The 13705-nt window shown below is 74.8% G+C and carries 12 protein-coding genes and 1 pseudogene; 2 read left to right on the top strand and 11 right to left on the bottom strand.

Going from position 1 to position 13705, the window contains the following annotated elements; all coding sequences use genetic code 11:
• Positions 1-7: 7 nt before the first annotated feature.
• From CWOE_RS24805 to CWOE_RS24790, 4 genes are read right to left on the bottom strand one after another with little or no spacing between them, the layout of a single operon-like run.
• On the bottom strand, positions 8-1027 hold the full coding sequence (locus CWOE_RS24805; RefSeq protein ID WP_012936404.1) for an ABC transporter ATP-binding protein: 1020 nt from the start codon (positions 1025-1027) through the stop codon (positions 8-10).
• Positions 1024-1773: an enoyl-CoA hydratase/isomerase family protein gene (locus CWOE_RS24800; protein ID WP_012936403.1), complete on the bottom strand. Its 750-nt coding sequence runs from the start codon at positions 1771-1773 to the stop codon at positions 1024-1026. Before CWOE_RS24800 ends, CWOE_RS24805 begins: the two co-directional genes overlap by 4 nt.
• Positions 1770-2687, bottom strand: a complete 918-nt coding sequence (locus tag CWOE_RS24795) for an amidohydrolase family protein (protein WP_012936402.1) — start codon at positions 2685-2687, stop codon at positions 1770-1772. The genes CWOE_RS24800 and CWOE_RS24795 overlap by 4 nt, the downstream gene beginning before the upstream one ends.
• Positions 2684-4213 (bottom strand): AMP-binding protein, encoded by a 1530-nt coding sequence (locus tag CWOE_RS24790; RefSeq protein WP_041730930.1) that lies wholly within the window; start codon positions 4211-4213, stop codon positions 2684-2686. The genes CWOE_RS24795 and CWOE_RS24790 overlap by 4 nt, the downstream gene beginning before the upstream one ends.
• Before the next feature lie 66 nt (positions 4214-4279).
• On the opposite strand from CWOE_RS24790, the gene CWOE_RS24785 reads away from it, so the two are divergent.
• Positions 4280-4951, top strand: a complete 672-nt coding sequence (locus CWOE_RS24785; RefSeq protein WP_012936400.1) for a TetR/AcrR family transcriptional regulator — start codon at positions 4280-4282, stop codon at positions 4949-4951.
• Between the two features lie 59 nt (positions 4952-5010).
• On the opposite strand, the gene CWOE_RS24780 is transcribed toward CWOE_RS24785, so the two are convergent.
• The 6 genes from CWOE_RS24780 to CWOE_RS24755 form a co-directional block, all read right to left on the bottom strand.
• Positions 5011-5685: a response regulator gene (locus tag CWOE_RS24780; protein WP_012936399.1), complete on the bottom strand. Its 675-nt coding sequence runs from the start codon at positions 5683-5685 to the stop codon at positions 5011-5013.
• Between the two features lie 47 nt (positions 5686-5732).
• A complete protein-coding gene (locus tag CWOE_RS24775; RefSeq protein ID WP_012936398.1) occupies positions 5733-6281 on the bottom strand; it encodes a hypothetical protein in 549 nt (182 codons plus the stop codon).
• The gene (locus CWOE_RS24770) at positions 6278-6760 is read right to left on the bottom strand and encodes a hypothetical protein (RefSeq protein WP_012936397.1); all 483 of its coding nucleotides are present in this window, start codon (positions 6758-6760) and stop codon (positions 6278-6280) included. Before CWOE_RS24770 ends, CWOE_RS24775 begins: the two co-directional genes overlap by 4 nt.
• 34 nt (positions 6761-6794) lie before the next feature.
• Positions 6795-8084: a patatin-like phospholipase family protein gene (locus tag CWOE_RS24765; RefSeq protein WP_012936396.1), complete on the bottom strand. Its 1290-nt coding sequence runs from the start codon at positions 8082-8084 to the stop codon at positions 6795-6797.
• Complete coding sequence (locus tag CWOE_RS24760) at positions 8081-9394, bottom strand: SDR family oxidoreductase (RefSeq protein WP_012936395.1); 1314 nt, start codon at positions 9392-9394, stop codon at positions 8081-8083. The genes CWOE_RS24765 and CWOE_RS24760 overlap by 4 nt, the downstream gene beginning before the upstream one ends.
• A 114-nt stretch (positions 9395-9508) precedes the next feature.
• Complete coding sequence (locus CWOE_RS24755) at positions 9509-11089, bottom strand: DUF4394 domain-containing protein (RefSeq protein WP_081425498.1); 1581 nt, start codon at positions 11087-11089, stop codon at positions 9509-9511.
• Positions 11090-11262: 173 nt separating this feature from the next.
• On the opposite strand from CWOE_RS24755, the pseudogene CWOE_RS24750 reads away from it, so the two are divergent.
• A pseudogene (locus CWOE_RS24750) lies at positions 11263-12039 on the top strand (glycerophosphodiester phosphodiesterase family protein); the annotation flags it as partial.
• A gap of 37 nt (positions 12040-12076) precedes the next feature.
• Here the strand turns inward: CWOE_RS24750 and CWOE_RS31390 are convergent.
• Complete coding sequence (locus CWOE_RS31390) at positions 12077-13669, bottom strand: diguanylate cyclase (RefSeq protein ID WP_012936393.1); 1593 nt, start codon at positions 13667-13669, stop codon at positions 12077-12079.
• Between the last annotated feature and the right edge of the window lie 36 nt (positions 13670-13705).

The raw sequence follows: 13705 nt of genomic DNA, 5'->3' as shown, positions 1-13705 counted from the left end.
CGTGTCGTCAGTCGTCGGTCAGGAGCGCGGTGCGCTCCGGGTCCCAGCTCGCGCGCACGCGCTCGCCTGCGACCGGGACCTGCTCCGCCGCCGGTCGCTCTGCCAGCAGCACCCGCCCGTCCTCGGTCCGCAGGCGGCAGACCACGCGCGAGCCGAGGAAGACGCTGTCCTCCACGAGCGCCCGCACGCCCGTGTCCTCGGCGCCGCTCCCGCCGCTCCCGCCGCTCCCGTCAGCCGCGCCGTTCGCGCTCACGCGCACGTCCTCGGGCCGCACCAGCAGCAGGCCGCCGTCGTGTTCGAGCAGGTTGCTGGCGCCGAGGAACTCCGCGACGAAGCGGTTCGCCGGGCGGCGGTAGACCTCCGCCGGCGGCCCCTCCTGCGCGATCGCCCCGTCGTGCAGCACGACGAGCCGGTCCGACAGCGTCAGCGCCTCCTCCTGGTCGTGCGTGACGAGCAGCATCGTCACGCCCAGCTCGCGGTGGAGCGCGCGCAGCTCGACCTGCATCTGGTCGCGCAGTCGCCGGTCGAGCGCCGCCAGCGGCTCGTCGAGCAGCAGGATCCGCGGCTCGAAGACGAGCGCCCGCGCGAGCGCGATCCGCTGCTGCTGTCCGCCGGACAGCGTCGCGGGGGCGCGCTCCTCGGTGCCGGGCAGGCCGACCGTCGCGAGCGCTCTGGCGACCCGCTCGCGCCGCTCGGCGCGAGGGACGCGGCGCGTTCGCAGCGGGAAGGCGACGTTCTCGCCGACCGTCAGGTGCGGGAACAGCGCGTAGCTCTGGAAGACGACGCCGACGTCGCGCTTGTGCGCCGGCAGCCGCGTCACGTCGCGCCCGCCGATCACGACCGCACCGGAGGTCGCCTCCTCGAAGCCGGCGACGAGCGTCAGCGCCGTCGTCTTGCCGGCGCCGCTGGGGCCGAGGATCGCGACCAGCTCGCCGTCGTCGACGGTCAGGTCGATCCCGCGCTCGCCGCCGAGCGCCGTGTGCGCGCCGTAGCGCTTGACGAGCGCGCGCAGCTCGATCGCGCTCATCGCCGCCCCAGGAACGCCGCGGCCGCCGCGGCGGCCTCGTCGGAGTCGTTCGTCGCGACCATCGCGTCGGTCTCGAGCGCGTAGGCACGCTCCAGCGCGTCGTCAGCGACCGCGTGCAGCACGTCCTTGGCAGCGGCGAGCGCGCGCGGCGGCTGCGCCGCGAGGGTCGCGGCGAGCGCGCGAGCGCGGGCCGGCAGCTCGGGCGGCTCGACGACCGCGTTGACGAGCCCGAGCGCGTGCGCGCGGGCGGCGTCGAACGGCTCGCCGAGCAGCACCAGCTCGCGTGCCCGCAGCGGGCCGACGGCGTGCACGAGCAGTGCGGAGGAGCCGCCGCCGATCGCCAGCCCGAGCGGCACCTCCGGCATCCGGAAGCGCGCGTCGGAGGCAGCGACCACGAGGTCGCACGAGAGCGCCAGCTCGCAGCCGGCGCCGATCGCGTGGCCGTGCACGGCGGCGACGCTCGGCACCGTCGCGCGCAGGATGCGGCTGACGTCCTGCAGCCGCTCGACGTGGCGGCGCAGCTCGGCCGTGGAGGCGGGTGCCGCCGCCTCGAGGTCGTGACCGGAGCAGAACGACGGGCCGGCGCCCCGCAGCAGCAGCGCGCGGGCGCCGTCCGTCGCGGCGGCGGCGAGCGCGTCGTGCAGGCCCTCGACGAGCGCGACGTCGACGGCGTTGTGGCGCGCCGGCCGGTCGAGCGTGATCTCGCCGACCCCGTCGGGGTGGCTCGCGTAGCGCACGGCGGTCATCGCGTCCCCTCCGTCGCCGCTGCGGTCCCGCCCGCCGCCGCGCCGGCGCCTACCGCGTCGTCGTCGCCGCTCGTCGCCAGCCCCAGCAGGCGCGCGGCGTTGCCGCCGAGCACGGCCGCGAGCACGTCCTCCTCCAGCCCCAGCGCGCGCCACTCGGCGAGCGCCCGCGCGTGCGGGAAGACGGGCCAGTCGGTCGCGAACATCGCCTGCCTCGACAGCAGCTTGGCGACGTAGCGCATCAGCACGTCCCAACCGGAGCCGGGCTGGCCGAGGTACTTCGGCGCGATCCCGCCGAAGTCGAGCAGCACGGTCGGGTGGCGCCGTGCGACCGCAGCCATCTCGGTCGCCCACGGCCAGCCGGCGTGGCAGGCGACGAGCGTCAGGCCGGGGAAGTCGCACGCGACCTGGTCGAGCAGCTCCGGGCGCTCGCCGCGGATCGCGTGGCGGCGCGAGTAGTTGACGCCGGTGTGCAGTCCGACGACGAGCCCCGACTCCTCCGCGGCGGCGTAGAGCGGGTAGAGACGGCGGTCGTCGATCGCGAGGTCGAAGAACGCCGGCTGGACGTTGACACCCTTCAGCCCGTACCGCTCGACGCGGCGCAGCTGGGCGAGCGTCCGCCCCGGTCGCAGCGGCGCGAGCGTGACGGTGCCGAAGCCCGACAGCCGCTGCGGGTGCGCGGCGACGAGCGCGGCGACGGCCTCGTTGAGCGCGTCGGCGTGGTCGCCGCTCTCGTACTCGGCGTGGACGATCGCGTGGTCGACGCCGGCCTCGTCCAGCTCGCGCAGCAGCGCGTCGCCGTCGCGGCCGACGTCGCTGTCGAAGACGGCGCCGTAATCGGCCAGCAGCTCGGCGCTGCCGGCGTCGAGCGGCGGGCGCAGCGCCTGCGGCAGGCGCACGCGTGCGTCGACGATCATCGAACCGTCTCCGCCGTCGCGTCCCAGCAGTCTTCGCGACCGGCGTCGAGCTTGTGCTTCTCGACGCGCGCGGAGGGGGTGCGCGGCAGGTCGCCGGCGAACGCCCAGAAGCGCGGGACCTTGAATCTCGCCAGCCGCTCGGCCGCGAACGCGTGCAGCTCGGGGGCGGTCACGACGGCGCCGTCGCGCAGCTCGACGACCGCCTTGACCTCCTCGATCAGCAGCTCGTCGGGGACGGCGATCACGGCGACGGTCGCGACGGCGGGATGGGTCGCGATCACCGCTTCGACCTCCTGCGCGGCGACGTTCTCGCCGCCGCGGCGGACCATGTCCTTCAACCGCCCGACGAGCCGGTAGGAGCCGTCCGGCGCGCGCACCGCGAGGTCGCCGGTGTGCAGCCAGCCGCCGCGCAGCGTGCTGGCGGTCTCCTCGGGGCGGTTCCAGTACCCCTGCATCATCACGCCGCCGCGCACGACCAGCTCGCCCGCCTCGCCGTCGGGCAGCGGCGCGTCGCCGGCGCCGACGATCCGCGCCTCCTTGCCGAGCGCCGGCCGGCCGACCGAGCCGCTGCCGACGCTCGCGGCGTCGTCGATCGGGACGTGCAGGTCGAGGCCGGTCTCGGTCATCCCGTACGCCTCGCGCCACGGCACGTTCCAGCGGCGCTCGAACTCGGCGTGCAGCTCCGGCACGATCCCCGAGCAGCTGACGAGCCGCAGGCGGTGGTCGCGCTCGGCGGGGTCCTCGGGCTGGCGCAGGAGCAGCAGCGGCATCGTCCCGATCAGGTACGTGAACGTCGCGCCGCTGTCGCGGACCGAGCGCCAGAAGGTCGAGGCCGAGAAGCGCGGCAGGATCTCCAGCGCGCCGCCGCAGCCGATCATCGTCGCCGCCATCCATTGCGGGTCCATGTACGTGAACGGCTGCGCGGCGATGCAGACGTCGTCCTCGCCCAGGTCCGCCAGCTCGCGGCAGCGGACGACGAGGTTCAGCCAGTAGGCGTGGCTGAGCATGCACGCCTTCGGGAAGCCGGTCGTGCCCGAGGTGTACTGGAGGTTGAGCAGGTCGTCGCCGCTGCCGCCGTCGACCGGCACCGGCGTGGAGGGTGCGGCGGCGAGCTCGGGCGCCAGCCGCTCCGGCGTCTCGATCGGGAGCGCGCCGTCGACCTCGCGGATCCGCGGCTCCAGCTCCGCCGTCGTGAGCGCGAGCTTGGCGCCCGAGTCGCGCAGCACGTGCGCGAGGTCGGCGCTGCGGTAGCCGATGTTGATGGGCACGGCGATCGCGCCGAGCTTCGCCAGAGCGAGCCACGCCGTCGGGTAGTCGAGGCCGTTCGGCAGCATCAGCGCGACGCGGTCGCCACGCCCGATCGATCGATTGAGGAGCACGTGGGCGAGCCGCTCGGTCTGTGCGTCGACCTCGCGGTAGGAGCGCGTCTCGCCGACGAATCGCAGCAAGGGTGCATCTCCGCGTGAAAGCGCCTGGCTGCGGAGCAGGTCGCCCAGTCCGCCGGCGGCTGGGGGTGTTGCCGTCACGGTCCTCCCTCTCTCATTGACCACTACCGATCGATCGATCGGGAGCGTGAGCGCTACGCTACCGGCATGGCAAGCGTCCTGTCAACGGAGGAGCGGATCCGCCGCACCGCGATGTCGCTGTTCGCGGCGCGCGGATACGCGGCGACGGGGATCCGCGAGATGGCGGAGGCGGCGGGCGTGCAGACGGCGTCGCTCTACCACTACATGGGCACGAAGGAGGACCTGCTGCGGTCGCTGATGCTGGACGGCAACCGCCGTCTGCTCGGCTGCGCGCAGCTCGTCGTCGAGGAGGACGCGCCGCCGGAGCAGCGGCTCGCCGCGCTCGTCCAGGTGCACGTGCTCAGCCACGCGCACCAGCGCGAGGAGGCGGTCGTGCTCGACACCGAGCTGAAGTCGCTCGGGGAGGAGGCGAGGGCGGAGGTCGTCGCGGTGCGCGACCGCTACGAGGGGCTGTGGCGGTCGGCGATCGAGGAGGGCGCAGCCGACGGCGTCTTCACGCTGGAGAACCCGAGCGCGACGCGGCTCGGCCTGATCGCGATGTGCACCGGTGTCGCGCACTGGTACTCCCCGCGCCGCGGCGACGACGACGCGCTCGCGCTCGCGTTCGCCGACACCGCGCTCGGCGCGGTCCGCGCGCGGCGCGACGGCGCCGACGTGCGCGCGAGCAGCCCCGGCATGCCGCAGCCGGCCGCGGTGCGCGACGTGCTCGTCAGCCTCGGGATCGACGTCAGCGGCTGAGCGGTCGCCGCGCCGGTCGCCGGTGGCCGCTCGCGCGGCCACCGCTCGCCGGCCGCGCCCTACACGCTCGGCAGCTCGTTGCGGCCCAGCTCGACGAGGCCGCTCTCGTACGCGGCGACGACGATCTGCGTGCGGTTGCGCAGCGCGAGCTTCGACAGGATGCTCGTCACGTGCGTCTTGACGGTCCCCTCGCCGAGGAACAGCTCGGCGGCGATCTCGGCGTTCGTCATGCCGCGCGCGACCAGCCGCGCGACGTCGAGCTCGCGCGGCGTCAGCTCTGCGAGGCGGCCGGTCAGCCCGGCGTCGGGCGTCGGCCGCTGGACGTAGTGCTCGATCAGCTGGCGGGTGACGGCGGGGGAGAGCAGCGCGTCGCCGGCCGCGACCGTGCGGACCGCGTCGACGAGCGAGTCGGGCGCGGTGTCCTTCAGCAGGAAGCCGGACGCGCCGGCGCGCAGCGCCTCGTGGACGTACTCGTCGAGGTGGAACGTCGTCACGACCAGCACGCGCACGTCCGGCATCCGCTGCTGCAGCCGGCGTGTCGCCTCGATCCCGTCGACGTGCGGCATGCGGATGTCCATCACCGCCACGTCCGGCCCGGTTCTGATCGCCTGCTCGACGGCGTCGGCGCCGTCGGCCGCCTCCCCGACCACGCGTACGCCGGGATCGGCCTCGAGGATCATCTTCATGCCGCCGCGCACCAGCGCCATGTCGTCTGCCACCACTACCCGGATCATGTGAGGATGGTCCCTCGCCTCACCTCGGAGCGCATCGGGGAAATCCCTCAGTTGCGTCGTCGCAGTGCGACGAACCGCTCGAAGCGGGTGTCGTCGCGTCCGACGATCCGCTCCAGCCACTGCTCGATCTCGTCGCCGTCGAGGTCGTCGACGCAGACGAGCACCTGCTCGATGTCGAGCCAGTCCTTCGGCCGGTCGAAGACCGCCTTGCACACGACGAGGTGCTCGGGACCGAGCACGACGATTCGCTCCTCTCCGAACGGCACGGTGCGAGCAGCGCGCTGCATCGCGGCGTGGATCGGGTCGTACGCGAAGAAGAGGTCGAGCGGCGTCCGGCCCCACATCACCCGCGCCTGCCCGTCGCGCTCGACCGTCGATCGGTCGGGACGTACGTCGACTCCGAGCGGTGCGAGTGCGTCGTACACCTGCGAGGCCCGGGCCGGAGCGAGGAAGACGTTCACGTTGACATCTGTTGTCGGACGCGGCACCGCGTAGTAGGCGAGCGCCAGCGCGCCGCCGAACGCGTGGTGGATGCGGGCATCGCCGAGCCGTGCGTGGAGCGCGAGGATCTTGGCGGGGAGCGTGAGTTCGTTCATGCGGGGCCTGAGGCCAGCCGCGGGAATCTTCGCGCCGTTCGACGGCGGGGCTCCGGCAGGTGATCGGCGAGCAGCAGGAGGTCGTGCAGCGCGTCGGCACGTTCGCGCGGCGTTCGGTCGACCCACGCGGCCGCCGCCAACTCGCTGTCGGTCGGCGGCGCGACGACCTCCCCGGCCAACGCGTCCACGAGCACCCGGCGCAGCGCGGGTCGCGGCAGGTCCCCGCGCGCGATCGCGTCGAGCAGGTCGGAGGCGGCGCGGTCCGCCGCGTGCGGCGCGACGGGTGCGCCCGCCTTGCGAGCGGCGGCGCGCACCTCGGCGGGTGTCGCTCCGCGGGACGAGCGTGCGCTCGCGTGCGCTGCGACCTCCTCGGTGAGGACGTCGAAGCTCGCGAGCGTCCGGCTGCGCGGGCCCGACGCGGTCGTGAACGACTCGCGGGCCTCCCACCGGCCGTGTGGACGGGCGACGACGAATGCCATAGTGGGAAGAATCCCCACTATGTGGGGACCAGTCTCAACCCCCGCGGCGGAGGCTGCGGTACTCGTCCAGTGACGCGGCCTCCTGCTCTCTGGCGGAATCGACCGGGGCGAGGTCGAAGTCGTGGGCGCCGTCGCTGCACCAGAAGGCCGGATGGCGGCGCAGCCAGCGGCGCGCGTCGCGGCGGCCGGCGGCGATCAGCGCGTCGACGTAGGCGCGGTCGAAGAAGAGGAACGAGAGCAGGTCGCCGCCGGCGTCGCTGCGGCCGCGCAGCAGGCGCCCGAGCAGCAGCAGGTCGGGGTGGCGAGCCGCCTTCAGCCCGCCGTAGCGGTGGGTGAAGGTCTTCATCGCCAACTGGCCCAGCTCGCGGCGACGGCGCGGCGTCACCATCGCGTACGCGATCCTGCGATACGGGCGCCGGCCGCGCGCCGCGCGGTAGGCGCGCGCCGCCGGGACGGTCCCGACGCGGTGGTCCTCGACGAAGAACGAGTTGATCGCGACGAGCCGCTGCATGTCGTCGGCGACCTGGTCGACGAGCAGGCCGTCGAGCATGTTCGCGAGCACGTCGACGAGGTGCGGCGGCGGGTTCCCCGCCGCGACCGGCGGCGCCGCGAGCGGCTCGAAGCCGATCACGATCACGCTGTCGGCACCCAGCTCGACCGCCGGCTTGATCGGCGAGTTGAGGCGCGTCGCGCCGTCGCTGTACCAGCCTTCCGCGGCGGCCGGGCTGTGCACGCGAACGGCAGGGAAGACGAGCGGGATCGCGGCGGAGGCGCGCACGTGCTCGTCCTCCAGCCGCACGGGCACGTACGGCAGCTCGCCGCCGTCCGGCAGGCGCGCAGGCTCGCGCGTCTCGACGAACCCGACCGGCCGCCCCGTCGTCAGCTGCGTCGCGACGACGCAGACGGCGTCGAGCAGGCCGTCGTCGACGTTGCGGTGGAGCGCCTGCCAGTCCATGTGCCGCGCGAGGTAGCGGCGCAGCGGCCGCGGGTCGAGCACGCTCCCGCGCCGGATCCCGGGCAGCGACAGCGCGTCGCCGGCCAGCCGCGCGAGGTTGACCGGCAGCCGCGGCGAGACCAGCGGCGAGATCACGTCGCCGCGGGTCAGGCCGCGCCAGCGCTCGATCGCCAGCTCGACCTGCGCGGCGACCGGCAGGTGCGCCAGCGAGGCGAGCAGCGCCGCGTTGATCGCTCCGACGCTCGTGCCGCACAGCAGCGTCACCTCCTCGCCGCGCCGCTCCAGCTCCGGCAGCAGGACCGACAGCGCGCCGACTTCGTACGCGCCGCGCGCGCCGCCGCCCGGCAACACGAGCGCGATCCGCTTCACGCGCGCGCCCGCACCTGGCCCAGCTCGCGCGCGGCATGTCGCGCTGCGGCCGCGGACGCGGCCGACGCCGCGACCGCGGCCGCCGCTCCGGCGGATGCGCCGGCCGGTGGGACGGCCACGCGCGGGCGGCGGCGCTGGGCCTCGGCGGCGGCTTGGACCCGCGTCAGCGGCCGGCGGCCCCACTGCGCCGTGACGGCGTAGCCGACGAGCCTGTCGAAGTAGCCGGGCAACGGCGTCACCGAGATCCCTTCCTGTGCGAGCGCGTCGCGCGCCCGCGTCGTGTCGTAGCGCGCCCGCAGCGCGAAGTACGGGTGGAAGACCTCGCCGCGCTCCAGCCAGCGGCGGCGGGCGCCGTCGCTGCGGTGCAGCAGCGCCTGGTGGACGGTGCGGCGGTAGAGCGCCGGCGGCACCGCGAGCGGCCGTCTGCGCTCGAACGTCTGCGCGGAGAGGTCGATCAGCTCGCCGACGGTGCTCGCCTGCGGGCCGGCGGCGAGGCTGTACGTGCGTCCGGCGCCGTCCGGTCGCGCCGACAGCGCGAAGATCGCGTCGGCGACGTAGTCGACCGGCACGACGTCGACCGGCGAGGCGCGCCGCGCGGGCATCAGCGGCAGCGTCGCGCCCTTCGCGAACGCCTTCAGCGGCGCGTAGATGACGTTGAACGCCGGCGTCCAGCCGCTGTCGCGCTCGCCGACGACGATGCTCGGCCGGAAGATCTGCACCGGCAGCGTCTCGGCGTGCACGCGGACGAGCAGCTCGGCCTCCCACTTCGTCCGCTCGTACGTGTTGCGATGGTCTTGGCCGAGGTCGAGGTCGTCCTCGCCGAACGCGCCGCGATGCGTGCCGGCGACGTACGCGGTCGAGACGTGCGAGAAGCGCCGCAGGCCGCCGCGCGCGACGCAGCGCTCGGCCAGCTCCAGCATCGCTCTCGTGCCCTCGACGTTGATCCGCCGCGCCTCCTCCAGCGGCAGCGTGAACTCGACGGATGCGGCCGCGTGGACGATCTCGGTCACCTGCTCCGCGAGCGCGTCGCGCTCCCCGCGCGAGAGGCCGAGCGCCGGCGCCTGCAGGTCGGCCCGCACGGCGACGAGCCGTCCGTCGTAGCGCTCGGCGTCCGGCACGACCTCGTGCGCGGCGGCCCGCAGCCGCGCCGATGCCTCCTGCTGGTCGCGGGCGCGCACGAGCGCGTAGACCGTGCGCTCCGTCCGCTCCAGGTATCGCGCGAGCAGCTCCATCCCGAGGAAGCCGGTCGCGCCCGTCAGGAGCACCGGCCCGTCGCCGAGCGGTGCGTGGGTGCGAGGGGTCGAGTGCATGCCCAGCAGGTTGGCGGCACGTGGCGGCGCCCGGTATCGACAGGAGGCCGAAACCTCGCCCCCCGGTCTTGGCCGGGGGGCGAAGAGCTTCCGCCCCCCGGACGGGAACGCGCGTCAGCGGCGCGGTCTGCGCGCTCTCGCCGGCTTGACCGTGACGGTGCGCGTCGTGCTGCGCGCGTTGCCGGCGGCGTCGGTCGCGGTCACGCGGACCCGCACCTTGAACGCCTTCCGCGGCATCCCGACGAGCGTGCGCACCGGCTTCAGCGTCACGCTCCGTCTCGCCGCGCTGAGGCCTCTCAGCGTGCGGGTCGCGAGCGTCAGGCGGTAGGCGGCCGCGAGGCGTGCGCTGCGCGGCGCGGCCTCGAGCGCGAACGCGAGCCGGGCCGGCTCGTTCGTTCTCGCGCTCGCCGTGATCCCGCGTCTCAGGAACGCGGACAGCGTCACCGTGCGCGGCGCGGTCAGCGACGTGACCGGCGCTCTCGTGTCGGGCGCTCTCGGAGCGGGCGGCGCCGGGTCGTCGTCGGCGATCGTCAGCGTCGCGCTCGCGGGCGTGCCGAGCGTCAGCGGCGCGGCCGGGTCGCTGAGCGACAGCGCCACCGTCTTGTCCGGCCCGTCGGCGCCGTTCTGCTTGGTCGCGACCGTGAACGTCCTGCTCGTCTCGCCGGGCGCGAACGTGAGCGTCCCGCTCGCGGGCGCGTAATCGGCGCTCGTCGCGGTCCCGTCGGCGGTCGCGTAGCGGACCGACGCCGTGTCGTTCGGCAGCCCGGTGCGCGTCACCGTGGCGGTCGCGGTCGTTCCCTCGACGGCGGTGAGCGCCACGGCCGAGAACTGCGCGGTCGCGGCCGGCAGCACGGCGAAGCCGGTCAATGGCAGCGCGGTCGAGCCCGTCAGGTTCAGCGCGCCGGTCGCGAGGTTCGTCGTGTAGAGGCCGGCCTGGCCGCCGGTCGGCGTGGCGGTCGCGTAGGCGGTGCCGTTCGGCGCGATGTCCATGTTGAGCGTGTCGGCGCTCTCGCTGGCGATCCCGAGCGGGCCGACGACGGAGACGGCGCCGGTGTTGGGCGAGGGCGTGCCGTCGACGCCGCCGATGCGGACGAGCTGCGCCGTGAGCTGCGCGAGGCCGAACAGCGTCGTCGGGGTCGCGGGGTCGGCGTCGACGCGGTCGTAGGCGGCGGCCGCGACGCCGAAGCCGGCGGTCAGGTCGGTGTCGTTGCCGGCGAGCGCGCCGTTGTTCGGATTGATCCGCAGGTTCTCGTCGGCCGTGTTGACGACGCGGATGCGGTCGACGGTCTGGTTGAAGTCGACGCCGTAGGCCGCGGGCGCGACGCTCGTTCTGGCGATCCCGGCGATCGGTGCGCCGACCTGTGTCGCGATCGCGGTGCCGGTGTCGATCCGGTAGGTCCGCAGCGTGTCGAACCCGACGCCGTGCACGACGCCGATCGCGTAGAGCGCCGACGTGGCGGGCGGCGTCTCTCCGGCTCTCGGGACGAAGCGGTAGTCGATCCCGCCGACGTACTCGCCCGGCTGCAGCCCGGCGATCGGGCGCAGCGACGTGAACGCTCCGGGTCTGGCGGTGTCGAAGGTTGCGAGCGCGCCGCCGGGCGTCACGCCCGCGGCCGGCTCGGCGAGCGCCGGCGCGCTGCACGCCAGCGACGCGAGCATCGCGCCCGTCGTCGCCATCCACGTTCCTCGTTGCATCGTGTCCTCTCCGAGACGTCGGGGTGGTGGTGTGCCGGGGCCTGCCGCTCCCTACGTACCCAGCCGTCGCGTGGATGCGTGCGAAACCTGGCGTGTGCTCGCGCTGACGCGTCACGGTCCCTTCACATTGCGCCGACACCGCGCCCGCAACGCCCGGCGACCGCCAGTTCCCCTACGTCGGCAAGGTTCTGCGGGAGCTGACGCTGAGACAGCTGAAGACGCTCGACTGCGGCTCCAAGACGCTGCCGTCGCTGCCGAGACAGGAGGCGGCGCCCGGCGAGCGGATCCCGACGCTCGCGGAGGTGATCGCGCTCGTGCGCCGCAGCGACCGCGACGACGTGCGGCTCAACGTCGAGACGAAGCTGTCGCCGCTGGCGCCGTACGAGGGCGCCGAGCCGCGCGAGCACGCGCGGCTGCTCGTCGACGAGCTGCGGCGCGGCCGGATGCTCGACCGCGCGACGATCCAGTCGTTCGACTGGCGCACGATCGTCGCCGCGCGGCGGCTCGACCGTCGCGTCCAGACCGTCGCGCTCGTGTGGCAGTACGGCCCGGCGGAGTGCGCGACGCTCGCCGACGAGTGCTCGCTGAAGGCGCTGTTCGGCGACGCGTCGGTGAAGAGCCCGTGGACCGCCGGCCTCGACTGGTGGAAGGACCAGGACCTCGGTCGCCTCGTGCGGCGCAGCGGAGCCGCGACCGTCTCGGCCAACTGGCAGGTGCACGACCCCGCGCAGGTCGCCGCGCCGAACGACGACTGGTACCTGCGCACCGACCCGTCCTACTTCCACGGGCCGGACGTCGAGGGCCTGCACCGGCAGGGGCTGGCGGTCGTGCCGTACACGCTGAACGACCCCGCGACGATCCAGCGCGCGATCGACCTCGGCGTCGACGGGATCATCAGCGACGATCCGCTGACGCTGATCGCGGTGGCGACGCGCAACGGGCTGCGCTGAGGCCGCCCGCCCGCCCGCGGCGGAGCGCGGCGGCGGCTCAGCTCGTCGCCGCGGGCAGCGCCCGCTGCGTGCGCGTGCCAGGCGCCTCGGCCACCTCGACGCGGTTGCGGCCGGCGCGCTTGGCTGCGTAGAGCGCGCGGTCGGCGACGCGCATCAGCCCGTCGGCGTCGACCGCGTGCAGCGGCAGCACCGCGACGCCGAAGGAGGCGGTGAGCGAGGCGCCCGGCAGCGGCAGGTCGACCGCGGCGATCGCCGCGCGCAGCTGCTCGGCGACCGCGACCGCGCCCTCCAGCGACGTGTCCGGCAGCAGCACCGCGAACTCCTCGCCGCCGCTGCGCGCCGCCATGTCGCTCTCGCGCAGGCCGGTCAGCAGCGCGTCGCCGACCGCCGCCAGGGCGGTGTCGCCGGCGTCGTGGCCGTAGGTGTCGTTGAGCTGCTTGAAGTGGTCGAGGTCGAGCAGCACGAGCGCCAGCGGCCGCTCGCTGCGCGCCGCCTGCGCGAGCATCCGCTTCAGCGCGTCCTGCAGCGCCCAGCGGTTCGGCAGGCCGGTGAGCGCGTCGGTCATCGCGCGCGACTGCGCGAGCGCGAGCGTGCGCAGGCCGGAGAGGATCGGCGCCGCCTGCGCGAGGCTGTCGCCGATCGCGCGCTCGTCCTGATGGCGCCCGCCGGCGTCGGCGTACTCGACCAGCACCGAGCCGATGATGCGGTCGCCGACGAGCAGCGGCCGGCAGGCCGTCGGGCCGCTCGCGCCGCAGACCGCGCACGAGACGAGCGGGTCGTCGTCGCTCTGCGCCTGGGCGCTGCTGCGGCGGATCGCGAGGCAGTCCCGCGGTCTCGCGTCGGTCAGCGCGCGGGCGAGCGGCGTGTCGGGGGCCGGCGGCGTGCCGGCCTCCAGCCGCTCGCCGGAGGCGTCGCGGCGCAGGACGGTGACGGTCACGCGGTCGAGCTGGCGCTCGAGGTGGCGCTTGAGCAGCGCGTCGGCCTCGGCGCCGTCGACGGCCGACTGCATCGCGGTCGCGAACTCGGCCTGCGCGGCGGCGTAGCGCCGCTCCGCGCCCGCTCGGCGGCGCATCGCCAGCAGCGCGGCGCCGCCGAGCAGCACGCTGAAGCCGATCATCAGCGCGATCGCGCGCAGCACGTGCGCGCCCGCGGTCTCGCTGCGGTCCTCGCGGAGCGCCCGCTGGTACTCGGCGTTCGCGTCGGCGAAGGCGTCGAGCTTGGCCTCGCGCGCACGCAGGCTGCGGCGGAACGGTCTGTCCTCGACTGCCATCTCGCGCACGTGAGCGGCGGCGAGTCTGCGCCAGGCGAGCGCGGCCGCCTGCTGCTCCAGCAGCGCGGCGCGCAGCTCGGGGTCGTCGGTCTCCTCCAGCTCGTCGGCGAGCAGGTCGTCGAAGCGGTCGCGGCCCTCCGTGTAGGGGCGCAGCAGCGGCGTCTGGATCGAGCCGAGGTAGCCGCGCACGCCGCTCTCCTGGTCGTACATCGTCGTCAGCAGCTGCTGCGCCCCGCCGATGCGCGTGAGCTGTTCGTCGGCGTCGGCGTCGAGCTGCGCGGCGACGAATACGAGTGCGACGAGCCAGCCGGCGAGCAGGCCGGCGAACAGCAGGACGGGGGAGATGCGGCGAAAGCTCATCCACCTTGGGGATCGACCCGCCGGCGCCGCGCTTGA

Source organism: Conexibacter woesei DSM 14684, assembly GCF_000025265.1.
Classification (GTDB): domain Bacteria; phylum Actinomycetota; class Thermoleophilia; order Solirubrobacterales; family Solirubrobacteraceae; genus Conexibacter; species Conexibacter woesei.
Note: the sequence above shows the minus strand (reverse complement) of the source record. Positions and strands in the feature narration are given on the sequence as shown.